This is a genomic window from Candidatus Vallotiella sp. (ex Adelges kitamiensis) (genome assembly GCF_020342435.1).
Lineage (GTDB): Bacteria > Pseudomonadota > Gammaproteobacteria > Burkholderiales > Burkholderiaceae > Mycetohabitans.
The window spans coordinates 549,782-573,202 of the sequence record NZ_CP080504.1; the positions used below are offsets into that span (position 1 = coordinate 549,782).

At 43.6% G+C, this 23,421-nt stretch carries 20 protein-coding genes; 8 read left to right on the top strand and 12 right to left on the bottom strand.

Annotated elements, in window-relative coordinates; genetic code table 11:
- Nucleotides 1-534 precede the first annotated feature (534 nt).
- Nucleotides 535-795 carry a DNA-binding protein gene (locus tag K0T93_RS02120; RefSeq protein ID WP_225721766.1) on the top strand — a complete coding sequence of 87 codons (261 nt, stop codon included), beginning with the start codon at nt 535-537 and terminating at the stop codon, nt 793-795.
- Between the two features lie 641 nt (nt 796-1,436).
- Here K0T93_RS02120 and bamC read toward each other — a convergent pair.
- From bamC to K0T93_RS02135, 3 genes are all read right to left on the bottom strand, one after another.
- Nucleotides 1,437-2,147, bottom strand: a complete 711-nt coding sequence (bamC, locus tag K0T93_RS02125) for an outer membrane protein assembly factor BamC (RefSeq protein ID WP_225721738.1) — start codon at nt 2,145-2,147, stop codon at nt 1,437-1,439.
- Between the two features lie 709 nt (nt 2,148-2,856).
- The gene (thrC, locus tag K0T93_RS02130) at nt 2,857-4,311 is read right to left on the bottom strand and encodes a threonine synthase (RefSeq protein WP_225721096.1); all 1,455 of its coding nucleotides are present in this window, start codon (nt 4,309-4,311) and stop codon (nt 2,857-2,859) included.
- A 54-nt stretch (nt 4,312-4,365) separates the two neighbouring features.
- Entirely contained in the window at nt 4,366-5,697 is a 1,332-nt protein-coding gene (locus K0T93_RS02135) for a homoserine dehydrogenase (RefSeq protein ID WP_225721767.1), read from the bottom strand.
- Nucleotides 5,698-7,213: 1,516 nt separating this feature from the next.
- Between K0T93_RS02135 and K0T93_RS02140 the strand changes: the two genes are divergently transcribed.
- From K0T93_RS02140 to K0T93_RS02170, 7 genes are all read left to right on the top strand, one after another.
- Nucleotides 7,214-7,603: an Mth938-like domain-containing protein gene (locus K0T93_RS02140; RefSeq protein ID WP_225721097.1), complete on the top strand. Its 390-nt coding sequence runs from the start codon at nt 7,214-7,216 to the stop codon at nt 7,601-7,603.
- 167 nt (nt 7,604-7,770) lie between these two features.
- On the top strand, nt 7,771-9,441 hold the full coding sequence (locus K0T93_RS02145) for a glycosyltransferase family 39 protein (protein WP_225721768.1): 1,671 nt from the start codon (nt 7,771-7,773) through the stop codon (nt 9,439-9,441).
- Between the two features lie 440 nt (nt 9,442-9,881).
- Nucleotides 9,882-11,030 carry a DegT/DnrJ/EryC1/StrS family aminotransferase gene (locus K0T93_RS02150; protein WP_225721098.1) on the top strand — a complete coding sequence of 383 codons (1,149 nt, stop codon included), beginning with the start codon at nt 9,882-9,884 and terminating at the stop codon, nt 11,028-11,030.
- A complete protein-coding gene (locus K0T93_RS02155) occupies nt 11,027-12,070 on the top strand; it encodes a glycosyltransferase (RefSeq protein ID WP_225721099.1) in 1,044 nt (347 codons plus the stop codon). Before K0T93_RS02150 ends, K0T93_RS02155 begins: the two co-directional genes overlap by 4 nt.
- Nucleotides 12,067-13,023 carry a formyltransferase gene (locus K0T93_RS02160; RefSeq protein WP_225721769.1) on the top strand — a complete coding sequence of 319 codons (957 nt, stop codon included), beginning with the start codon at nt 12,067-12,069 and terminating at the stop codon, nt 13,021-13,023. The genes K0T93_RS02155 and K0T93_RS02160 overlap by 4 nt, the downstream gene beginning before the upstream one ends.
- On the top strand, nt 13,020-14,060 hold the full coding sequence (locus tag K0T93_RS02165; RefSeq protein ID WP_225721100.1) for a bifunctional UDP-4-keto-pentose/UDP-xylose synthase: 1,041 nt from the start codon (nt 13,020-13,022) through the stop codon (nt 14,058-14,060). The genes K0T93_RS02160 and K0T93_RS02165 overlap by 4 nt, the downstream gene beginning before the upstream one ends.
- A 19-nt stretch (nt 14,061-14,079) precedes the next feature.
- Nucleotides 14,080-14,970 carry a polysaccharide deacetylase family protein gene (locus K0T93_RS02170; RefSeq protein ID WP_225721101.1) on the top strand — a complete coding sequence of 297 codons (891 nt, stop codon included), beginning with the start codon at nt 14,080-14,082 and terminating at the stop codon, nt 14,968-14,970.
- Nucleotides 14,971-15,133: 163 nt separating this feature from the next.
- Here the strand turns inward: K0T93_RS02170 and K0T93_RS02175 are convergent, their stop codons facing one another.
- The 9 genes from K0T93_RS02175 to K0T93_RS02215 form a co-directional block, all read right to left on the bottom strand.
- Nucleotides 15,134-16,144: an inorganic phosphate transporter gene (locus K0T93_RS02175; protein ID WP_225721102.1), complete on the bottom strand. Its 1,011-nt coding sequence runs from the start codon at nt 16,142-16,144 to the stop codon at nt 15,134-15,136.
- A gap of 12 nt (nt 16,145-16,156) precedes the next feature.
- Entirely contained in the window at nt 16,157-16,783 is a 627-nt protein-coding gene (locus K0T93_RS02180) for a DUF47 domain-containing protein (RefSeq protein WP_225721103.1), read from the bottom strand.
- Between the two features lie 165 nt (nt 16,784-16,948).
- Complete coding sequence (locus K0T93_RS02185) at nt 16,949-18,337, bottom strand: replicative DNA helicase (protein WP_225721104.1); 1,389 nt, start codon at nt 18,335-18,337, stop codon at nt 16,949-16,951.
- A 112-nt stretch (nt 18,338-18,449) separates the two neighbouring features.
- On the bottom strand, nt 18,450-18,902 hold the full coding sequence (rplI, locus tag K0T93_RS02190) for a 50S ribosomal protein L9 (protein ID WP_225721105.1): 453 nt from the start codon (nt 18,900-18,902) through the stop codon (nt 18,450-18,452).
- Nucleotides 18,903-18,923: 21 nt separating this feature from the next.
- Complete coding sequence (gene rpsR, locus K0T93_RS02195; RefSeq protein ID WP_225721106.1) at nt 18,924-19,199, bottom strand: 30S ribosomal protein S18; 276 nt, start codon at nt 19,197-19,199, stop codon at nt 18,924-18,926.
- A complete protein-coding gene (gene priB / locus K0T93_RS02200; RefSeq protein WP_445082803.1) occupies nt 19,183-19,581 on the bottom strand; it encodes a primosomal replication protein N in 399 nt (132 codons plus the stop codon). Before priB ends, rpsR begins: the two co-directional genes overlap by 17 nt.
- Nucleotides 19,547-19,924 (bottom strand): 30S ribosomal protein S6, encoded by a 378-nt coding sequence (rpsF, locus tag K0T93_RS02205; RefSeq protein WP_225721107.1) that lies wholly within the window; start codon nt 19,922-19,924, stop codon nt 19,547-19,549. The genes priB and rpsF overlap by 35 nt, the downstream gene beginning before the upstream one ends.
- A 441-nt stretch (nt 19,925-20,365) precedes the next feature.
- A complete protein-coding gene (locus K0T93_RS02210; RefSeq protein ID WP_225721108.1) occupies nt 20,366-21,394 on the bottom strand; it encodes an asparaginase in 1,029 nt (342 codons plus the stop codon).
- Nucleotides 21,391-22,983 carry an ABC-F family ATPase gene (locus tag K0T93_RS02215; RefSeq protein ID WP_225721109.1) on the bottom strand — a complete coding sequence of 531 codons (1,593 nt, stop codon included), beginning with the start codon at nt 22,981-22,983 and terminating at the stop codon, nt 21,391-21,393. The genes K0T93_RS02210 and K0T93_RS02215 overlap by 4 nt, the downstream gene beginning before the upstream one ends.
- Between the last annotated feature and the right edge of the window lie 438 nt (nt 22,984-23,421).

Below are 23,421 nucleotides of genomic sequence, written 5' to 3' on the forward strand. Positions count from 1 at the left end.
TAGGGCAGCGGGCATAATCAGTATTATGTCTGCACCCGATAGATAAGGGCATATGCAAACTCGCACAATATCGTATTAGATTAATATGGGTCATACTAACTATGTTAGTACATAGGCCACTAAGCGCGTTATTTGACTCTCACTATTTAGAAGTCAGAATTCATAGATAGCACTATTGCTCTAGAATATTAACCAACACTTAATCGGGTAGAATGAATAATTAATCTTGTAAAATTTCTACTTCTATCCAGATAGTATGGTTGCTATACTTTGTTCTTGTCTAGATAGTGACCACGTAAAAATAACTGCGTATAGCAACAGTAAGTGATTATATAGAGAAAATCTCTTTTTAGTAAAACTATGTCTGGTCGGAACGTATGCTTTATCTAACGCTAATAATAGAAGAAACTACAAGTAGAATTCTTTCGTAGATCACGTACAAGCAAGTCAGTAAGAGCTTTAGTGGATGCGGATTTATTATGCAATTAGTCTCCGTGTTACAGTTGCAAACTTAATATGCAACGAAAGGGTTATGTGAAAAATATCGAATTCGAAATAGAATGGACTGAAGCCGCTTCGAAAAAGCTCGAGGAGCTAATGCAAAGCACCCTGCTCGGCGAGGAGTTATATATCGCGCTACCACCAATAGAATGCTTGCCTCTCGAGAATGATATATTGTTTCTAGGACCACGAGGAAAACAATATCCTTTTATTGTCGTAGAGCGACAGTATCACCATGAAGGCAAAGCGAACTGGACAATCATCTTGATTTTAGATGTTATTAACACCCACTAATGCATATATTGCCTTAGTCAACATAGGAATTTTTCTATCTTAAAATATCAAGTAAAGATCAAATATTGCCCTTAAAAATAAGCAAAGAAGAAGTTGTTAATGCTAGTAATAGGCATAGCTAGAACATTAACCTCATTGGTTTATATGGCGATACGAATTCTCTCGGTCGGCATGCCTCGCAGATATATCACTATATCTGAGCGATATTAGATCTACGCTTACCCAATAAAAACAATTTTTTAGATAAAAATAAGTGAAAATCTGATGGAAGAGTATCTTAAATAAAGACATAAACACTAAGAATGGTACATGTTGCCGATAGTAAAATAGCAGCACTATAACTTTTACCTGTGTTTTAGTGAACTTATCATATCTATTTATATCATTAACCTCTTTATTTCTTTTTTAGCCTTTTTAGGCATAGGGATGATTAATCCCTAAAAGCTCTATTTAACCGAACTTAAATCGTGAAAGCTTGTTATAACGTCTAAAACATGGACTACACATACGGTTAAATTATCAACTGTACAATTGTTTTAAGCTCACGTGCTCTTGACTTGTAAAGTATATATCTTCATAGGCTATCTGTTTATAGCATGAATATATGCTAAAATTTTTGAAGATAAGACACACTAGCTATGCTAATTGCGAGCTAACACTTGCATCAGTCGCTGGAGATACTTAGCTTCTAAAAACGGATCGTTCTCCCGAATTTCCCACTGACTTTGTTCGTTTTTTATACCAAACAACTGCTCATATAACCCATACTGACTGATAAATACATATGTCCCGCCATCCGGTGTATTCTCGAGGCGCGTGCGATATTTGTCGCGCAAACTAGTTGTATAGGTGGTAATAGGAGCCTTAGATAGGCTATTATAGACTGGTTTATCTGGTATTTTCGGGTAAGTTTCGTACCAATCTGTCTCCATAATACCCCGAGCGCACGCGTCTAGCACTAAAAAAAATCCTTGATCACGCCAAAAATTCTGTACCTGAGGCCATACTTGTGAAGGTGTTTGTTTATCGATTACTAGCCAACGCTGCCCGCCTTCGCGCTCGATGTACATCCCCCGTATTGGCGGAAGAACCTCCCCATCGACTAATCTAGGTTTAAATTTCTGTATTTTCTGTAATTCAGATAGCGATACTGAGCCGTCTTTATGTAGCAGTAAACGATGGTTAGTAATTTTATGTACCATATCTGGGGGCATACTTAGGGGCGATTCTTTATTTAGCATAATATTGCAGTTAATTTCTTGTGCATTAAGTAAATTACAAGAAAACTGGTTGCTGCAAATGACAATAGCAGAAATAAAGTATGCAATGAGAGTATTTTGAATAAGTTTCATAAATTCTCCCCAAATTTACCTAGATTATTGCCTGATGCAGGTATATTGGCCTCTTTCCTCAAAGAGGAAAAATGGCGCAGGCTGGGTCGCAATACTTCAGACTTTTAAGTACTTTAGTAATGGCCGCAGGTGCTTATATGATTGAGCGGATCTCAACCCTCTAATACCATAGACATACTTATAGGCTAGACCGTAATATACCTATACTCTATGTTATAGAGTATAGTAACGTTATCAATTACATTCTTTCTCTAGTAGAAAGAATGTAATTGATATTACTACTCCTACAACAACAGTCAAGGCGATTACTTAACATAATATAATCTTAATATCGAAACTCGGTTTATATTTTTGAAATCTCTCTGAATCGTAATAATCGGCTCAACTGAAGTTTGAGTAACCAAGATTTGCTAAATATTGCCACACAGTATTTATCTCAGTATTGTTTCAACAATGCAATACAACCCGCCGTGTGCAGGCATTATTAGCTTAGAATGGTTCTCTCGTTATGTTATATTTTTATTTATACTTTGTGTGCACTACTAGCAGATAAATCTTCTGAGATAAAAGTCATATATAATGTCGCCTTAGCACTCCCTTAAATCACTTATTATATTAACCCCTAAAATATATATTCCAAGCTTAGCTAAGTATACTGCACTATATAGCCCTATGTTAGCATAAGGGGGTTTTACGCTATGTATATACACTATCTTTCAATCTGCATACGAATAAAGTTTTTGATATGCTTAGCATCAGCTGGTAACAGCGTAAAACGCTGAGGAAGCGCTTCCAGCTTACCAAAATCTTTGGAGTATAGAGGATCTAGATCCAGCGCTTCTCGAATCGCATCACTAAATTTTATTGCTTGTGCGGTCTCGAGTACAATCATCGGCACCCCAGGCTCTAAATATTCACGCGCCGCCTTCACTCCATCTGCTGTATGTGTGTCGATTATTATTTTATAACGACGGTGGATATCCCGAATCGTTTCTATTCGATCCGCGTGTGTGCTGTGACTAGATACAAAACCAAACTCTCGTACTCGGGTAAAATCTCCTGACATAGCTAAATCGAATCCACCATTAGTTTCAACGTCACAAAACAACTGTGATATACGTATCGGATCACGGCCTATTAGGTCAAAGATAAATCGCTCAAAGTTTGATGCTTTTGAGATGTCCATACTAGGACTGCTTGTATGGTAGATCTCCGTAGCTGATCTTGCGCGATATCTACCAGTTCGGAAAAATTCGTCAAGCACATTATTTTCATTAGTGGCAACCACTAATTTTTCAATTGGCAATCCCATCATCCGCGCAATATGACCGGCGCATACATTGCCGAAATTTCCAGATGGAACGGTAAACGATACGCGCTGGTCGTTACGGCACGTTGCATCAAAATAGCCTCGAAAATAGTAGACAACCTGTGCATTGATCCGAGCCCAGTTTATCGAGTTAACGGTGCCAATTTTATATTGCTCTCTGAACTCATGGTCGTTTGAAACTGCCTTAATAATATCTTGGCAATCATCGAATACTCCTTCGACTGCAATATTAAATATGTTCGGATCTTGTAGGCAGAACATTTGCGCAGTCTGGAATGCACTCATCTTACGATAAGGTGAAAGCATAAATACACGTATGCCCCGCTTGCCACGCATCGCGTATTCAGCGGCGCTACCAGTATCTCCAGATGTTGCGCCAAGAATATTTAATTGCTGGTGATGGCATGCTGCTAACGCGTACTCGAATAGGTTGCCGAGTAACTGCATGGCTATGTCCTTGAACGCAAGCGTTGGCCCGTTGGATAGCTCTAGCAGAGATAGAGGTGCACCACCTTCTATGCCTAGTGTCTTAAAGGGTGTGATGTGCTGCGCCCTACTGGCATCGCGTATATTTGAGTAAACATCGGCACGATAGGTGCGACGTGTCAATTCTAGCAAATCGTTAGTCGGTATATCATCACAGAATTTCCTGATAACTTCGAACGCCAAATCCGCATACGAAAGCGTACGCCAGTGAGACAACTCTGTATCAGATACACGCGGATACTGTGCTGGCATATATAGGCCGCCGTCCTTTGCAAGACCGCCAAGTAAAACATCAAGAAATGAGCAACACTTGCTGAGGCCGGTACTGCGTGTAGAAATGTAGTTCATCCTAGAATCTCCTCTAGTGCTTCGCCTATTAATTAAAGCAATAGGGCATTAGCCTTAGTTTAATGCTTCCATACGTAGTCGGGTCACACTCGAACGCACTGTCGGTAATGCTTCAATGCGAGAAATCACCGCATTAATATTCTTTTCCAGCGTCTCGTGCGTGATTAGAATAATATTAGCCTCATTTATCTGGCTAGCGTCGAAGAACTCTGACTCTTTCTGTAGCAAGGCATCAATTGAGACATCTAAAGCAGAAAGAATGCGCGTAATATCGGCAAGCACACCTATTTGGTCTACAACACGCAGTCGCAAGTAGTAGCTGCTAGTAACTTCATCGATTGGAAGAATTGGCGTACTTTCCAAGCGATCTGGTTGGAATGCTAAGTGCGGCACTCGATTGTTAGGGTCTACCGTGTGTAGTCGAGTAATATCAATTAAATCCGCAATCACAGCTGACGCTGTTGGCTCTGCACCCGCTCCTGTGCCACAGTATAGTGTTGCTCCTACCGCATCACCATAGACAAGAACCGCGTTCATTGCACCTTGTACATTCGCAATTAGACGCTGGGCTGGAATTAACGTTGGATGAACTCGCAACTCAATTCCTTGTGTGGTACGCCTCACAATGCCAAGTAGCTTAATCCGATAACCAAGTTCCTCTGCATAACGAATATCCAGTGCATGCAGTTGGGTGATTCCTTCGATATAGGCGCGTTCAAACTGCACCGGCACTCCAAATGCAATCGCCGCCATGATCGTAGCCTTGTGTGCAGCGTCAATCCCCTCTATATCGAATGCTGGATCCGCTTCCGCATATCCAAGTCGTTGCGCATCAGCTAACGCAGTTGCAAAATCTAGGCCACGCTCGCACATCTCGGATAGGATGAAGTTTGTGGTACCGTTGATAATACCAGCGATATACTGTATGCGGTTCGCTGTTAAGCCCTCACGCAACGCCTTAATGATCGGAATTCCGCCGGCCACCGCAGCTTCGAAGGCGACTATTACGCCTCTAGCGCGTGCTGCTTCGAATATTTCAGTTCCATGCACTGCAAGTAATGCTTTGTTAGCCGTCACGATATGTTTACCGTTATAAATCGCACGCAACACCAGTTCCCGGGCAATATTAGTACCACCAATCATTTCTGCAATAATATCTAGCGAAGGATCATCAACTACCGCGGTAAAATCCGATGTTAGCGCTACCGTACTGAGCGGATCGACTAATACCTGCTGCACCTTATCCGGATTACGTACTGCGATTCGTGTGATTTCGATTCCACGGCCAGCTCGCCGGCCGATTTCCTCCTGGTTTCGGCGCAGCACGTTAAACGTTCCACTGCCGACCGTGCCAAAGCCCAACAATCCTACTTTGATCGGTTCCATCATCCCGCGTGTGTATATCATAAAAGGGGCAATGCGCTTGACGCACTTCACGCGCTCGCACGCTTGCAGTAGCCGTCCAAAAACTTGTACTATAGCTTAGAGAATCGCTCAGGTCATAGACGTTAGATAAAAATTCGGGCCGAAAGGGGGGGGGTCGGCATCCGGCCAGTGAGATCAAGTGTTTTAAAAACTTACCTTTACTGTAACAGTTCTAGAATAGGTTCCTAATCATCGCATGCTACATAGGTAGCCAGATCTAGTCTTTTAAACATGTAAAAAGCCGCTTGCGGACTGACTAGAGACACACCTGGAATTGTGTTAAGCATAGCGCAAGTAAGCTTGCTCTAGTTGTACAGGCACTCACTCATTTAGATCAAATTATTAATACTCTGGTAGCTGCTCTAAGCAGTCTAAATTGTATATTATCCCGGCATAATCGCACATAGACGCATCCATGCGAGGATGCCGGTCCCTTCGGTATATGATAGTCACATGTCTTCTATTACTAGACTTTAGTGCTAAATAAGCTTGGTAGCTATAAAATCAATGACTTCGAACAAGCTATTGAAGATAAGGATAAGTACGTCTTACAACAACAGACTGACAGACATCAGAAAGCTTCTATCATAAATAATCCTGTCGTAGACCTCATCGCAAAATATGACTAACTGGTACCGGTAGAAAATCATTATTAGGAGGTCATCCGGGCGCAGTAAACTAGTCGGAGACTAAGGCTGGTAATTATGAGGACACAGGTACTCATCCAGATCTTTAACCATATATTGACTAGATCTAGTCGACTAGCTGTCGTATTATGGCACTAGTAACGCTTTCCTTAGGTGAGACTAACCAGCGTAGTCTACAATGGGTAGAGGAGCGCTAGCAACAGCAATTTATCGCTCTCATTTAGAGAGACTTTGTATTCATTACGATTAAATCGGGATGCATTAAAAAAATATCATCGAGCTTGACACTAGAAATGCTTTTGTGCCGCTTGTAGCGCATGATAGATTACGTGCTGTAAACACACCCTTTCGAATTTGGATAATCAGACGACAACCTCAGTAAGTTTCTAATCATGTCAGCGATAATCTCGTATCGATGTTTATCCTAATGATACGATGTTTCTCTTCTGCAAGGTTCTTAATCCTGTTGAAGAGGGACCTGCGTATATTGGAATAGACGTTTGACAGCTTATTTTATTTTGGGATGGGCTTCACAGAAACGCCTCGATAAAAAATCGTGCTTATGCCAAAACACGACTATCGCTAGATAGCGGTCGATAATATAGAGCCGTGCATGATCTAGCTGGCTTGCCGGGCAAGCATAGATCTTAATTTATGCGGATTCGAGCGTAATCATGCAATGCATCAGCTATTTTGTAGTCCGCATAGTGCACAGTGAGACTTGCTGTGTTCGCGCAGGCCGCCTCCATTATCTCATAACTCATGCTAATCGTCTCGTTTGCTAGATATAGCAAATACTCTATAAACATTATGCGCATATAAATATTACATTGAAATTACACTTAGATTCCGCTGGTAATATGAATACTGTGACTGGTTATGGTACTAACTATGTTAGTGTTAATCGACAACGCTACGAACACAGTATTTTAATTTTCCCTCAAGCGCCGGTTGTGTTGTGGCCAGTATCTTCGTTCGATGCGCTTATTCCAGAGAATTTTGACATACTGGTTACGTTCTCTAGCGAATTTAGAATTGAAGTTATAATTTTTGGAACTGGCAGTCGGTTGCGATTTGTTCACCCACAAATGATTAATGCGCTGTTGCGACAGCGCATTGGTATTGAGGCGATGAGTTTTCAGGCTGCGTGCCGTACTTACAATATTCTTATGATGGAAGAGCGCAAGGTTATGCTTGCGCTGCTAATTGAAAAACCGTAGGCACGCTGCCATATAGCAGCTTTTAGCTACGTCACTATGGGGTAAGACTACATCTGGGTGCGCCTCTCTATTGCATAATACACCCTAGATAACTCATGCAAGGCTTACTTGCCCTGATACAAGCGATGAGGCTGTCAATAGTCGTTCAAATTAAAACTGTTAGTAACATGCCAGCATGCTTATTCACACCCTCACAAAAATCATTTATACAGCTTATGCTGATATTCGCCCTTATATGGTTCCTTCAATTAAACTATCGTCACCTAATTCCAAGTGACGAGGGGCGGTATGCAGAAATAGCGCGCGAGATGCTTGTTACCGGCGACTGGATCACGCCGCGCTACAACGGCTATAAGTATTTCGAAAAACCGCCATTACAAATCTGGTTTAATGCCCTGACGTTTTCTTTTTTCGGAGTAGGCGATTGGCAGGCGCGCCTCTACACGGCGCTGTGCGGTTTTTCTGGTATCCTATTAGTAGGTTACACCGGCTTACGCGTGCTCAATCCTTCTGCCGGTCTAATGGCAACATTGGTTCTAGCCTCATCGCCATATTGGAATTTAATAGGCCACCTGAATGTGCTCGACACAGGCCTGGCGTTTTGGATGGAATTAGCGCTATGCTCACTACTTCTAGCACAACGCGTATACGTACCGAACTGTACGCGGCGTAGCTGGATGTGGCTATGCTGGGCATCGATGGCTCTAGCGGTCCTGTCTAAAGGCTTGGTTGGATTGATCCTACCCAGTATATCACTAGTGATCTACAGTATAGTGGCTTGTGATTGGGCGGTGTGGAGGCGACTACACCTGTTTAGCGGTACCCTGATATTTTCAGGAATTGTGTTGCCATGGTTCATACTAGTTCAACTTAATAATCCAGAGTTTTTTCATTATTTTTTTATTGTCCAGCAATACGAGCGCTATTTGACGCCGGCACAAAACCGGCCCGGGGCATTTTACTATTTTGCGGGCGTGCTGCTAATTGGTTTTTTACCTTGGGTATCAATTACAGCACAGAGTATATGCCAGGGATGGCGAATTCTGCCTCAGAAGAATGGTTTCGCGCCAGTTACACTACTTCTAGTGTGGTCTGCAGTTATCTTTCTGTTTTTCAGCGCATCGCATTCAAAACTGGCTTCTTATACGCTGCCCGTGGCGCCTGCGCTAGCTTTAGTAATAGGCCTATATTTACCGAAAGTCACCTGTGAGCAATGGAAGCGACATCTACTTGGATACATGGTATTTCTAGCGATAGCGTCTGTGATAACTTACTTAGTACTAATTAACCGTGGCGATGTTAAAACCCCGAATGCGCTGTATCGAGAATTTATTGTCTGGGTCGAGCTTGCTATCAGCGCTAGCTTTGCACTAACGCTATTTGCTTTCTGGCTCTTAAGGAAACGTGCGACGACAAGCGCAAGTATTATTGTATTTAGTATCGGCTGGTTTCTTTTTTGTACTATTGGTGGTAATGGCCACGAGGTGTTCGGGCGACAAAGCAGCGGTGCCCTGCTTGCTCCAGCAATCCAGATGGAGCTAGCAAAGCTTCCACTTGACACGCCATTCTACTCGGTGGATATGCTCGACCACACGCTGCCTTTCTATGTTCGTCATATGACTATCATGGTCCATCATACTGATGAGCTATGGTTCGGCGCAATGCTTGAGCAGACTAAGTGGATTCCGACAATTGATCAATGGTGTGCCCAGTGGCGTAAGCCTGGAGCGGCACTAGCGTTATTACCACCGGCGCTGTACAGACAGATAGCAACTAGTGGCATACCTATGAAGGTGATTGCACGTGATGCGCGGCGCGTTATTATCACTAAACTTTAACTGTAAAGGGGCTTCTAATTATGTATCTAATTAACACTACACGCATTTTTATGGGCTGATCTTTAACACGGAAGCACCGTTGATGCTTGCGTCTAGCGTTAACGCGGTTTATTTTTTAAATTCCCGGTGGTGAACATTATTACTATTAGCGTGTAGTTAGCAGAGCTAGCGGACAATGATTAACTACTTTTCATGCTGTGTCATTAATGACATACCTTAGATCCCTGCACTTTCACGCGTGAATATAATTACCTGTCTAATGTTATTACTTAGCTATAAAGTCAATACGGTAGCAGTTTGGAGACATTATATTTGTTCGCCGAATTTATCTTAGCTTAGAGGGCCATTCCGTTGACATTATCAATATTCTGCTCGGCGTGGTTATTCTGGTGTGTAGTTAAGCTTATCCAGTCTTTTGAGAGAGCTAGATTAGACAATCCATGAGCAAGACTTCTTTGCCTTTTTTACCGTTCGTTCGGCCTTACGTCGATGAGGAAACGATTACAGGCGTCATTAATGTGCTTCGCAGTGGCTGGATTACTACCGGTCCTCAAAATGCTCGTTTCGAAGCAGAGCTGACTAAATACTGTGGTCGGCCAGTGCGAACCTTTAATTCAGGAACCTGCACAATAGGAATCGCACTGCGCATAGCTGGTATCGGACCTGGTGATGAGGTTATAACTACACCGTTATCATGGGTGTCTACTAGTAATATGATCTGCGAAGTTGGCGCAACCCCCGTATTCGCTGATATTAACCCGGTCACCAGAAATCTAGACCTAGATAAACTTGAGGCTGCTATCACGCCTCAATCTCGCGCTATTATACCGGTGTATTTAGCCGGGATTCCGATGGACTTGGATCGACTTTATACTATCGCGCACATACACCGATTGCGCGTGGTCGAGGATGCTGCTCAGGCACTTGGCTCAAGCTGGAATGGCCAGCGTGTTGGTACACGTGGCGACTTTGTGTCATTCAGCTTTCATGCGAATAAGAACATTACATCGATCGAAGGTGGTGCACTAGTAGTGAACGACGATAATGAAGCACAGCTTGCCCAAAAGTACCGACTGCAGGGTATAACACGAACCGGTTTTGATGGAATGGAATGTGACCTGCTTGGAGGTAAGTATAATTTAACTGATGTCGCTGCACGTGTCGGGTTGGGCTCGCTGGCTCGTCTAGATGAAATTACCGCACAGCGGCGCACGCTGGCACGTGCCTATTTTAGACATTTCAGGGGAAGCGCGGCTATAGCAGCTGGTATTGAGTTGCCACCCGCAGACTTTACAAACTCGAACTGGCATATGTTTCAGATCGTACTGCCATTGGATCGGCTGAGGATAGAGCGTGCTAATTTCATGGCGCAAATGAAAGCACGTGGCATTGGTACCGGCGTGCATTATCCGCCAATTCATCTGTTTAAACTATACCGGGAGCGTGGATTTGGTCCAGGTATGTTCCCCCATTCGGAGCGTATTGGGCGGTCAATAGTTACACTTCCGTTGTTTCCTCAAATGACAATAGATGATGTATCACGCGTCGTTCAAGCTGTTAATGAGATTATTAACCATTATCAACAATGAATAAGCCTGAACTCTCTGTTACGATCCCCGTCTACAATGAGGAGGCAGTTCTAGAAGAACTGTTTGCGCGACTCTACCCAGCGCTTGATGCGCTAAAATTAACCTATGAAGTCATTTTTATCAATGACGGCAGTCATGATCGTTCGGCTGCGATGCTTACCGACCAGTACTACATACGCCCAGACACTACTCGCATCGTTTTACTCAACGGTAATTATGGGCAACACATGGCTATTCTAGCCGGCTTTGAGCAGACGCGTGGCGATATTGTGATCACACTCGACGCTGACTTACAAAATCCACCAGAGGAAATTGGTAAACTAGTGGCAAAGATGCGAGAGAGCTACGACTACGTTGGGACAATTCGTCTACATCGGCGTGATAGTCTATTCAGACGTAAGGCATCCGCCGTGATGAACCGGATGCGCGAACGTATTACGCGTATCCAGATGGCCGATCAAGGCTGTATGCTGCGAGCATATAGTCGCCGCATAATTGACACGATTAACCTATGCGGTGAGGTTGATACATTCATTCCCGCCCTCGCCTATACTTTTGCGCAAAATCCGATCGAAATTGAGGTATTGCACGAAGAACGTTTCGCTGGGGAATCAAAGTACTCACTGTATAGCCTGATCCGGTTAAATTTTGACTTAATCACTGGCTTTTCGTTAGTGCCACTACAATGGCTATCTTTCGTCGGCATAATTCTATCAAGCGGATCTGCAGTGCTATTTATACTGTTGCTGATTCGCCGCTTCGTCATTGGCGCAGAAGTCCATGGTGTGTTCACGCTTTTCGCGATTACATTCTTCTTACTCGGCGTAATTATTTTTTCACTAGGTCTGCTTGGTGAATATATTGGACGGATCTATCAGCAAGTACGTGCTCGCCCGCACTATTTGGTGCGGGCAGTGCTTCAGAAACATGATAGCAACATATCGATGCATGCGGTTAAAACTGACTATACAGCACCACGCCTAGGCCGGTACATTGTGCATAGCCAGCAGGCGAACAGTCCATGGAGGTATATTCGATGAACGCTCGCGTTGTCGTTTTTGCATATCATAATATTGGCGTGCGCTGTCTACGCGTCTTGCTCGCATATGACGCCGATATTGCGCTTGTCATCACTCACCAAGACAATCCAGAAGAGTGCATCTGGTTCGAAAGTGTGTCGGCTGTTGCGGCAGATTATGGATTACCAGTAATCACGCTTTCCCGTCCACCTGAGCGTGAACTGATCGAGATTATACGGGCGATACAACCCGATTTCATATTTTCGTTTTACTATAGACATATGCTACCGCCCGAGTTGCTCGTTCTGGCGCCTCAGGGTGCATTTAACCTACACGGCTCGCTTTTGCCAAAGTATCGTGGTCGAGCGCCGATAAACTGGGCTGTTCTTAATGGCGAAACCGAGACTGGCTCCACGTTGCACGAGATGACTTCTAAGCCGGATGCAGGTGCAATCGTTGCGAAGACGTTAGTTCCAATCCTGCCAGATGATACCGCATGTCAAGTGTTTAATAAAGTAACTGTATCGGCTGAACAGACTTTGTGGCAAGCGTTTCCAGCTCTGTTGGCTGATAACGCCCCGAGGATGCCGAATGATTTATCCGCGGGCAGCTATTTTTCAGGGCGTAGACCTGAGGATGGTCGAATAGATTGGAGCTTACCTGCACAACAGGTCTACAATCTAGTGCGCTCGGCGGCACCGCCGTATCCTGGTGCATTTACTGACGTCCAAGGTGAACGCTTTATTATTGCGTCTGCCCGACTTATGAAACAGGGCCAAAATAACACTATAAAATTACCGCTAGGTTTACAGGTTTTTAACTATTCGATACTAGGCGTATGTGGCGACGGCCGAGCTATCGTAATCCGTGAACTCCGTCATCTTAATCAAAGTGCCCCAAATTCTACGTCCATCGATCGTGTAATCGATATGTCAACGTTCCTGAGCCTCACTCAATCCTTATCGCGTTCATGAAAAAAGTCTTGATCTTAGGTATCAACGGCTTCATCGGTCATCATCTATCTAAGCATATTCTTGAAACTACTAATTGGGAAGTCTACGGGATAGATATACAAATAGATCGCTTAAGTGAACTAACGCGGCATCCACGAATGCACTTCTTCCAAGGTGACATTACAATCAATAAAGAGTGGGTTGAACATCACATTCGAAAGTGTGAGGTAATCTTGCCATTAGTCGCGATCGCAAGGCCAGCTACATATGTAAAATATCCACTGCGCGTTTTCGAACTTGATTTCGAGGCAAACATGCCGATTGTTCGCTCAGCAGTCAAACATTGTAAACACTTAGTTTTTCCATCCACTTCCGAAGTGTATGGCATGTGTACTGATAACGAGTGCGATTCAGAAGCCTCACCATTAATTTATGGCCCAATTAATAAGCCACGCTGGATTTATGCATGCTCAAAACAGTTAATCGATCGTGTTATTTGGGGCTACGGGATGGAGGGTCTGAATTTCACACTTTTCCGTCCTTTTAACTGGATCGGCCCGGGACTGGATACGATTTACTCCTCAAGGGAAGGGACATCGCGCGTGGTCACACAGTTCCTTGACCATATTGTACGAGGCAAAAATATTAATCTAGTCGATGGCGGCGCGCAAAAACGAACATTCACCGATATTGATGACGGTATTGCAGCTCTAATGCGGATTATTGAGAATCCGGTTGGTATAGCAAGCGGAAAAATCTTTAATATAGGGAATCCAGATAATAATCTCTCGGTACGTGATCTAGCTAACAAGATGCTTGCATTAGCGGCAGAGTATCCTGAGTATGCGCATACTGCAAAAAAAGTAAAACTAGTAGAAACTACGTCTAGTGCTTATTACGGCATTGGTTACCAAGATATTCAGAATCGCATACCCAAAATCGATAATACAAAGCAAAGCTTAGCTTGGTCCCCAATGTTCTCAATAGATGAATCTCTGCGTAAAATTTTTGATGCATACCGCTTACAAATCCCTAAAGTTCGTGCGCTAATTAACTAAGGCATAGGAGTAAGTAAAATTGGCTTTTCTCGTACTTAAGATCGACGTCGATACGCTACGCGGTACTTGTGAGGGTGTTCCAAACCTTATACAGATACTTCGTAAAGCTAGCGCTGGCGCGACTTTCTTATTTAGCCTAGGACCCGATCATACTGGCTGGGCATTTCGACGAGTATTCCAGCGTGGATTCCTGAGAAAAGTATCACGTACATCAGTTTTTAAACACTACGGCATTAAAACTCTTTCTTACGGAATATTACTTCCTGGACCAGATATTGGCACGCATGCGACATCGCAGATGCGCGCTACTCGTGCTTCTGGCTTTGAGGTGGGCATTCATACATGGGACCATGTATACTGGCAAGATAATGCGCGTATCCGTGAGCGTGGATGGACGATTGCTCAAATGAAAAAAAGCTATGCGCGTTTCTTTGAAATATTTGGCGAGGAGCCTTGGACTCATGGGGCAGCAGGCTGGCAAATGAATGAGCATGCATTTGATCAGCTCGATGCATGGAACATCTTATATGCATCTGATGGCCGAGGCTATAGCCCATACCGGCTTATGCTAGAGGGCTTGCCTCTGAGTCATGTGCAGCTTCCAACAACGCTACCGACATTAGATGAAGTTCTTCATAGAAGGAATGTGAATAACGTTGCTAATTATCTATTATCGCTGACACGGGATAATGAAGCTGACCATGTCTTTACGCTGCACGCGGAATTAGAAGGACAAAAGCTCGCCCCTATATTTGAACGTTTGCTAGCGGGCTGGCGTTCGCAAGGGTATACATTAGTATCGATGGCTGATTATTACGCGACTCTAAACTTAGAATCTCTACCATGGCATCCCATCGCATGGGGCAAGGTACCAGGCCGCGCCGGCGAGTTAATTATTCAGCCTGGCTAAAAAATAGGTCGAGCTACCGATTATATATAAATATAAAATCTAGCTTTATGGCTGCTATTAACTAATAATACTTTCTCCTTATACTTTATAAGGGGGCATTTTTCTAAAAAATGAGTATTCTCTAAATACTACTAAATACTCGCCTTTTCTATTTAAATTTCTATCATAGAAACTTCCGACCAAGCCACCAGCTACCAGCAGAGAACATGGCTGACGCCGGAATCGTAAAAATCCAGGCCCATATAATATTGCTAGCGATACCCCACCGTACGGCGGAAAATTTCTGCGTTGCCCCAACACCAACAATCGCTCCAGTGATCGTATGAGTCGTTGAGACTGGAATACCTAGCCATGATGCTATAAATAATATAACTGCGCCACCAGTCTCTGCGCAAAATCCACCAACCGGCTTAAGCCGCGTAATACGCTGCCCCATCGTGCGTACAATCCTCCAGCCCCCAAATAATGTTCCTAATCCCATTGACATGTAGCAACCAGCAATTACCCATGTTGGCGGAGCGGAATCGGTAATTGTTGATGCTCCTGTCGCTATTAGCAGCATCCAAATAATACCAATCGTTTTCTGTGCATCGTTACCCCCGTGCCCCAGGCTATATAGTGATGCAGACACAAGTTGGAACCGCCGAAAATACCGATCAACACGGCTTGGTCGCATCCTGAAAAAAATCCACGAGACGACCAGCATAAACAGCGACCCAAATACAAAGCCGAGAAAAGGTGATAAAAAAATGAAGGCGATTGTCTTTATTAGACCATTTACATTCAAAGAATGCCACCCCGATTTAGCAATTGCTGAGCCAACCAAGCCGCCAATCAGGGCATGTGATGAGCTTGATGGGATTCCGTAGTACCAAGTTACAATGTTCCAGCCAATCGCTCCAACTAACGCTCCGAATACTATGTAGTGATCAATAATACCCGGGTCAATTGTGCCCTTGCCAACAGCGGTCGCTACTTTCAGATGAAATACAAAGTATGCAATGACATTAAAGATGGAGGCGAACGCCACAGCCTGATACGGCTTCAGCACACCTGTCGATACGACGGTCGCGATTGAGTTTGCTGCGTCATGAAATCCATTCATAAAATCGAATATCAATGCGACAGCAACTAGTAGCGTAACCACCCATACAGAAAGTTGAATCGAATGCATTAGCCGCCCCGTCTATGCGTTCTCAAGCACAATACCTTCAATGATGTTCGCGACATCTTCGCACTTATCTGTTACAGCTTCAAGCAATTCAAAGATTGCCTTTAGCTTAATAAGTGTTTTGACGTTATCCTCTTCACGAAATAACTTAGATATTGCTGATCTTAGTAGTCGATCTGCATCAGATTCACAACGATCGATATCTTCGCAAGCTTTTAAGATCATAGTGGCGCGTTTCATATCTTGTAACAAAGCCACTGCTGTTTGGACACGTTCGCAAGTAAGCCGGCAGACATGCGCAAGTTCGTTTGCTTCAGGGGTTACTGCCTGTACATCATATAATGACACCGAAGTCGCAACATCCTCCATCAAGTCCAGGATGTCATCCATTGTCGTGATCAGCTTATGAACCTCATCTCGATCTAGCGGGGTAATAAAGGTTTTGTGTAGCAAATCAATACATTCATGTGTTAGCTTATCTGCGCGTTTCTCATTCTCCTGCACGTTTTTTTTATGAAACTCAGCGTTAGGCAGGTCTTTAATTAACCGCTCGAGTTCGAGACTAGCATCGACCATGCATTTCGCATGAGCATTAAATATTTCGAAGAACTTGCCTTCAGTAGGCATAAATCGTCCGAACATGAACCCCTCGGAAGTAATAGGTAACCTATATACAACAGTATACTTTTACATCTAAACGTAATTAGATTGTATGAGTAAGATATACATGCTATTCGCTGCACGTTTTAATATATAAATAGCGCATGTAATTTACAGACATACTAATACTTAAACTAAAAACCTGAGTTATTTTCTGTCTAAAAACGACGCTGCGCTAGCGAAATTATCAAATTTCGTATGCGGTCCTAAGAATGTCAGACGAACAAACCCAATCGGGCCATTCCGCTGTTTGCCTATAATAATCTCAGCTACTCCCTTATCAAGACTGTCTGGGTTATAAACCTCGTCTCGATAAATAAACAAGATTATATCCGCATCCTGTTCAATTGCACCAGACTCACGCAAATCAGACATAACTGGCCGCTTATTCGGTCGCTGCTCTAGACCTCTATTTAGCTGGGAGAGTGCGATAATCGGCACATCAAGCTCTTTAGCTAAGCTTTTTAGAGAGCGTGAGATTTCAGAGATCTCTGTCGCACGGTTTTCGCCCGATGATGAACTGGTCATTAGCTGAAGATAATCAACAACAATCAATCCTAGCTTGCCACACTGGCGTGCTAGTCTTCGTGCCCGAGAGCGCAATTCTATTGGATTAAGCCCGCCAGTCTCGTCTATAAAAATCTGCGCTTCACTCATTTTACGTACTGCATGCGTAAGCTTAGGCCAATCCTCATCAGTCAACCGTCCAGTACGTATTCGGTGTTGATCGAGCCGACCAATCGAACCAAGCATTCGCATTACAAGTTGTGTACCAGGCATTTCCATCGAGAATACGGCAACTGGTAAACCATACTCTACCGCAACATATTCACCGATATTCATCGAGAAGGCGGTTTTTCCCATTGATGGCCGCCCCGCAACAATAATCAATTCGCCACCATGCATTCCCGAAGTCATTCGGTCTAAGTCAATAAAACCGGTTGGTGTACCTGTGACATCGCTTGGATTTTCTGTGTGGTATAGTGCATCAATCCGCTCGACTACTTGTGTTAGTAACGGCCCAATCTCGAGAAAGCCTTGTATGCCGCGCTGACCTTCTTCCGCGATAGAGAAGATCTTTGCTTCGGCTTGGTCAAGAAGCTGCCGAACTTCTTTACCTTGTGGATTAAATGCATCACTAGAAATTTCGTCAGCTGCAGTTACTAATTTACGCAATACTGCTCGGTTTCTTACAATCTCGGCATACCGCCGGATATTCGCTGCACTGGGCGTATTTTGCGCAAGTGCATTCAAATAGACAAGGCCTCCAATGCAATCCGCCTTTCCTACAGAAGAGAGTGACTCGAATACTGTAATTACATCAGCTGGCCGAGACATAATAATTAGCTTGCCAATATGCTCATAAACAAGCCGGTGATCAAAGCGATAAAAATCCCGGTAATTTAAAAAGTCCGCAATTCGATCCCATGCGGCGTTGTCAAGCAGCAAACCACCAAGTACTGATTGTTCGGCCTCGATCGAATGGGGTGGAATTTTCAGTGATTCAATTTGTGGATCGTTATTTAAAGCGTTCATGGAAACCGATTATCAGTTATTCAACCATTCACGCAATGGTATTCAAAAAAAAGCAGGATCGGATTTAACCGTATCCTGCTTACATGGGATCATCTGAAAGAATGCAGCAATTTTACTCCTGTGCGCTCAATATTGAAATTGTGATATCTGTGATCACATCGGTATGCAATGCTACTTGTAGTACGTGATCACCAACTGTCTTTAGGGGACCTTTCGATAGACGCACCTGCGCTTTCTCAATAGCGAAACCTTGTTGCTTGAGTGCAGTAGAAATATCTTGATTCGTAACTGAACCAAACAAACGGCCATCAACACCTGACTTTTGCGTAACCTGCAGAGTTAAGCTTTTCAGCTTCTCACTTTGAGCTTGAGCGGCAGCTAGCTTATCGGCTGCTATCTTCTCGAGTTCTACTCGTCGCATTTCGAATTCAGTAATCGCCGTTTTCGTCGCATGACGAACCTTACGTCGCGGAATTAAGAAGTTACGTGCATAGCCATCCTTAACTTTGACGATATCACCTAGATTACCAAGTTTAACGATTTTTTCTAATAAAATAACTTGCATGTGACCCTTTTTGATGCCGAGTTAGGCTTTGTGTAGGTCTGTATACGGCATTAACGCAAGAAAACGAGCCCGCTTAATCGCTGTATTTAGTTGGCGTTGATAGTGGGCTTTCGTACCAGTCAACCTCGCTGGCGTAATTTTACCATTTTCGCTAATAAAGTCTTTTAATGTCTCAATATCTTTATAATCGATATACTCAATGCTAGCGGCAGTGAAACGACAGAACTTCTTACGCTTGAAAAGCGGGTTTTGTTGTTGGCGACGCTTGTCGAATTTTTTACTAGTAGGACGAGCCATGATCAGTCTTTTTTATATCCAACAATGCTGTAATGTGGAATACTAGGATCTCTGCGTTATAGTGTTTTCTTGCTAGAAAACTGTCAAAATGCACACAAATACCTAATTTACACCCTATAACTTTGCTACTGATATCACCAGCAGCTAGCGCTAAAATTGTCAGCTTGATATGCCGACTAAAACCAGCCTCAATTATTTTGGACTTATGCTGTAACCTGCAATCAACAATTGGCACACTAGCTGGTGTATAACGTACTGGATCGCGATCAAGAACGCTAGCTACTAGCTTCAGTCGGTTTAACGTGTAGGTTAACAGCTTTCTCCTTTTCTCTGAATTAAGCCTTATTTTACCTCTGCTCCTCAGAAGATTGTGGCTGTGCAGTCGCTTTTTTTGCTTCTTCGCGTTGCACTTCTTTCATCATTGGAGATGGACTGGTCTCCGCTTTTCTCATCTTAACAATTAGGTAGCGCAGTACCGCGTCATTAAACTTAAATGCGTGCTCTAGCTCGGTGAGAGTAACCTGGTCACATTCAATATTCATACAAACATAGTGTGCTTTCGCGAGCTTCTCGATCATGTAAGCTAACTGGCGGCGGCCCCAGTCCTCAATACGGCTAACATGATGCCCTCTGCTAATGATCATTGACCTATATTTCTCGATCATTGCGGGCACCTGCTTGCTTTGATCGGGGTGTACAATAAACGTAATTTCATAGTGACGCATAAATACTCCTTATGGATAGAAAACCACTCAAGCGTCAGGCAGATGTGGTAAGAGAGTCCAAACTATTCTAGTCTAATTTAACTACTCAGTACGTGCAATGAGCTTTTATATTTTTACTAAAGTTAGTATTAATTAACTTCTTTTTAGAAGAAGTTTAAAAGGTGATAATTATTTAAACACTTTCTTGTTTAATGCGGGTTTCTTCTGAAGATTCATCCCGAAAATGATATATTCATAAATAATAAACTTCAGTAGTTAATCGAGAGACTTAATAACAAGTTTGAAATAACGAGGCGGTGTAGCATCAGACCTGAATTAGAATCAACTTCTAAGTTGATTTATCTGGTTGTGCGCAATATAGCGAACCGCCTAGTTAAGCTAGGAAAAACGTGCGTTATATATGTATGAACTAACTCTGATCAGACTCTTTAATCTATAAAATTAGTATTTATCAAACAAGCTTTGTAATATCGTGGGTTCGCTCCAGCCTTGCGCAAGCGCAAGCATTAGTAATACACGTGCTTTATACGGATTCAGTGTTCCAGCGCTAATTAGACCTAGCAAGTCATCTGGCGCGGCACCATTGCGCATCACATGTCCAGAGCCAACACGTGATGAGCGTACTACTGCAATGCTACGCATGCGTGCATTAACTAGTGCCTGCTGTAATGTCGTATGAATAGAGCCATTTCCAGTTCCAGCGATAACAATTCCACGCACCCCTGCGTCAACCAGAGCGTCAATAACTATACGCATCGCACCGGCATAACTAACAACAATCTGGACCGCAGGTAGCGGATTCTGGGTATCTATAGCATTAATCTTGAATACTGATTCAATCGTATGCACACGCGTCACGCGTCTCTGAAATTCAACTCGCTTATCTTGGACCCAGCCTAGTATACCACTTTCCGGAGACGCAAATGCGTCAACTGCGTAGGTGCTAACCTTCGTGATATCACGTGCCCCATGGATCCGATTCGAGAAAGCGACTAGCACGCCACGTGCTACCGCATCTGGACACGCAGCAAGCGTCACTGCATTGAGAAGATTAAGCGAACCGTCAGCAGACAATGCAGTAAACGGCCGCATGGCGGCGGTTAATACAACTGGTTTTGCGCTCGTCACAGTTAAGTGCAGCCAATACGCGGTTTCCTCAAGAGTATCAGTGCCATGCACAATTACAAGCCCGTCGATGTCATCCTGCGCGAGTAATACATTGACACGTCGCGCTAGAGTGATCCACAGTGCATCGTCAAGGTCTTTGCTATCGATTCGCGCTACTTGCTCGGCACGAATCACCGCAACATCATCTAATTCAGGTACAGCGGCCAGTAGTCGATCCACACCAACTACTCCGGACGTATAGCCGATAGTTTGAGCTGCGTCAGATGCCTCTCCTGCAATAGTTCCGCCAGTCGCTAGAACCGCTACCGTAGGTCGTCTCTTATATGAGACACCCACGTTCATTCAAACCCCTGGCTGGTAAGGAATTCATCATAATGGCCCTGAAAGTTTACGATTGTGCCATCAGCTCGGACTTCTATAATTCTATCCGCCAGACCGTTGACAAATTCACGGTCGTGCGATACGAAGATCACAGTGCCATCATATTTCTCTAGTGCGATCTGTAGTGACTCAATCGACTCCATATCCATATGGTTCGTTGGCTCGTCCATCAGCAATATATTATGCCGGCCAAGCATTAGCTTGCCCCATAGCAAGCGACCTTTCTCGCCACCAGAAAGTACCTGGACGGATTTTTTCGCATCGTCGCCAGAAAATAGGAGGCGACCGAGCGTACTACGAATGATTGTTTCGTCGTCGCCTTTTTTACGAAACTGCCCGATCCAATCAATTAACGTTACATCGTCTTGAAAATCTTCGGAAGTGTCCTGCGGTATATAACCAATATTCGCATGCTCTGCGAAATGCACGTGCCCATCATCTAATAACAAGTTCCCACATAATGCACGTAGCAATGTAGTCTTCCCAGCACCATTCTCACCAACAATAGCAATTTTGTCACCTGGCTGAATAGATAAGCTCAAATTCTGAAAAATTGTTCGATCATATTTCTTTGTAATCTGCTTTGCGAGTATCGCAATATTACGTAATTTCTTATCGAACTCAAATCGGACGAATGGGTTCTGTCGTGATGACGGCTTAAATTCCTCGATCTTAATTTTATCGATCTGCTTAAGCCGGCTCGTTGCTTGACGAGCTTTAGACTTGTTCGCGGAGAATCGACGCACAAAGTCTTGGAGATCTGCAATGCGCTCTTTGGCTTTTACATTCGCGATAGCTTGCTGCTCACGCGCCTGAGCTGAGGCGAGCATATAATCATCGTAGTTGCCTGGATAAATCTTCAGCGTGCCATAATCTATATCTGCTATATGCGTGCAGACTTGGTTTAGAAAGTGACGATCATGCGAAATGATAATCATGGTCGAATCGCGCTCATTTAGGATATTTTCGAGCCAGCGGATTGAATTAATATCCAGATTGTTTGTCGGCTCATCTAATAATAGCAAGTCTGGGTCGGAGAATAGAGCCTGCGCTAGAAGAACACGTAGTTTCCATCCAGGCGCAATGTTATTCATCAGTCTATTATGGTCTTCGATCGCAATACCAATACCGAGTAATAATTCGCTCGCCCTCGCCTCGGCGGTATAGCCACCATATTCAGCAAACTTTGTTTCTAATTCTGCCGCGCGCATGTAGTCATCATCACTCGACGCTAGGTTTGTGTAGATTGCATCACGCTCGCTTACTGCTTTCCACATCTCAGCATGGCCAATCATTACAACGTCAAGCACCCGCATTTTCTCGTACGCGAACTGGTTCTGGTGTAGCTTACCTAGTCGCATATGCGACTTAAGCACGACAGTACCAGCAGTAGGCTCTAGATCGCCCCCTAGGACCTTCATCAATGTTGATTTTCCGCAGCCGTTTGCACCAATTAGCCCGTAACGTTTGCACTCGCCGAACTTGACAGAAATATTTTCGAATAAGGGCTTAGACCCAAATTGCATCGTAATGTTCGAAGTAGATAGCACGGGGACGTCCTCAGAGCGGAATTCGGAAAATATAATTATTTTATCACCCCATCGCCCTTGACCAAGCTAGTCATGTATCGAAGATTGTCTCAATCGAGAAAATATGTCTTCTTCGTATAATTAAAATCGTATAGCTCGGCTTTAGCACTAGGTAATAGATAAACAGCGTGCACAATACAAATTATATGTTCTTACACAATCTTAGTAGATCACTGATATTATTCATAATAAACGGCAATAGTTATCCCGGGCGTAGATTAGATATTATTGTGGAGTAGTTATCTTGTTTAAGTATTCATGCTTAGATCTAGTTTATTACATTCGCCGATACAAGCACGATAGGTGAGCTGCACTATCTATATACAATACGCTTGAGATCGCGCATAAACAGCGCCATCGTCCAACGCGTAACCTAGAATTCGCGTACTGCTAACTATT

Bases quoted from the DNA above. Each gene is read 5' to 3' on its own strand.
- bamC (WP_225721738.1), bottom strand. From the start codon at position 2,147: ATGAAACTTATTCAAAATACTCTCATTGCATACTTTATTTCTGCTATT.
- thrC (WP_225721096.1), bottom strand. From the start codon at position 4,311: ATGAACTACATTTCTACACGCAGTACCGGCCTCAGCAAGTGTTGCTCA.
- K0T93_RS02135 (WP_225721767.1), bottom strand. From the start codon at position 5,697: ATGGAACCGATCAAAGTAGGATTGTTGGGCTTTGGCACGGTCGGCAGT.
- K0T93_RS02145 (WP_225721768.1), top strand. From the start codon at position 7,771: ATGCCAGCATGCTTATTCACACCCTCACAAAAATCATTTATACAGCTT.
- K0T93_RS02150 (WP_225721098.1), top strand. From the start codon at position 9,882: ATGAGCAAGACTTCTTTGCCTTTTTTACCGTTCGTTCGGCCTTACGTC.
- K0T93_RS02155 (WP_225721099.1), top strand. From the start codon at position 11,027: ATGAATAAGCCTGAACTCTCTGTTACGATCCCCGTCTACAATGAGGAG.
- K0T93_RS02160 (WP_225721769.1), top strand. From the start codon at position 12,067: ATGAACGCTCGCGTTGTCGTTTTTGCATATCATAATATTGGCGTGCGC.
- K0T93_RS02165 (WP_225721100.1), top strand. From the start codon at position 13,020: ATGAAAAAAGTCTTGATCTTAGGTATCAACGGCTTCATCGGTCATCAT.
- K0T93_RS02175 (WP_225721102.1), bottom strand. From the start codon at position 16,144: ATGCATTCGATTCAACTTTCTGTATGGGTGGTTACGCTACTAGTTGCT.
- K0T93_RS02180 (WP_225721103.1), bottom strand. From the start codon at position 16,783: ATGTTCGGACGATTTATGCCTACTGAAGGCAAGTTCTTCGAAATATTT.
- K0T93_RS02185 (WP_225721104.1), bottom strand. From the start codon at position 18,337: ATGAACGCTTTAAATAACGATCCACAAATTGAATCACTGAAAATTCCA.
- rplI (WP_225721105.1), bottom strand. From the start codon at position 18,902: ATGCAAGTTATTTTATTAGAAAAAATCGTTAAACTTGGTAATCTAGGT.
- rpsR (WP_225721106.1), bottom strand. From the start codon at position 19,199: ATGGCTCGTCCTACTAGTAAAAAATTCGACAAGCGTCGCCAACAACAA.
- rpsF (WP_225721107.1), bottom strand. From the start codon at position 19,924: ATGCGTCACTATGAAATTACGTTTATTGTACACCCCGATCAAAGCAAG.
- K0T93_RS02210 (WP_225721108.1), bottom strand. From the start codon at position 21,394: ATGAACGTGGGTGTCTCATATAAGAGACGACCTACGGTAGCGGTTCTA.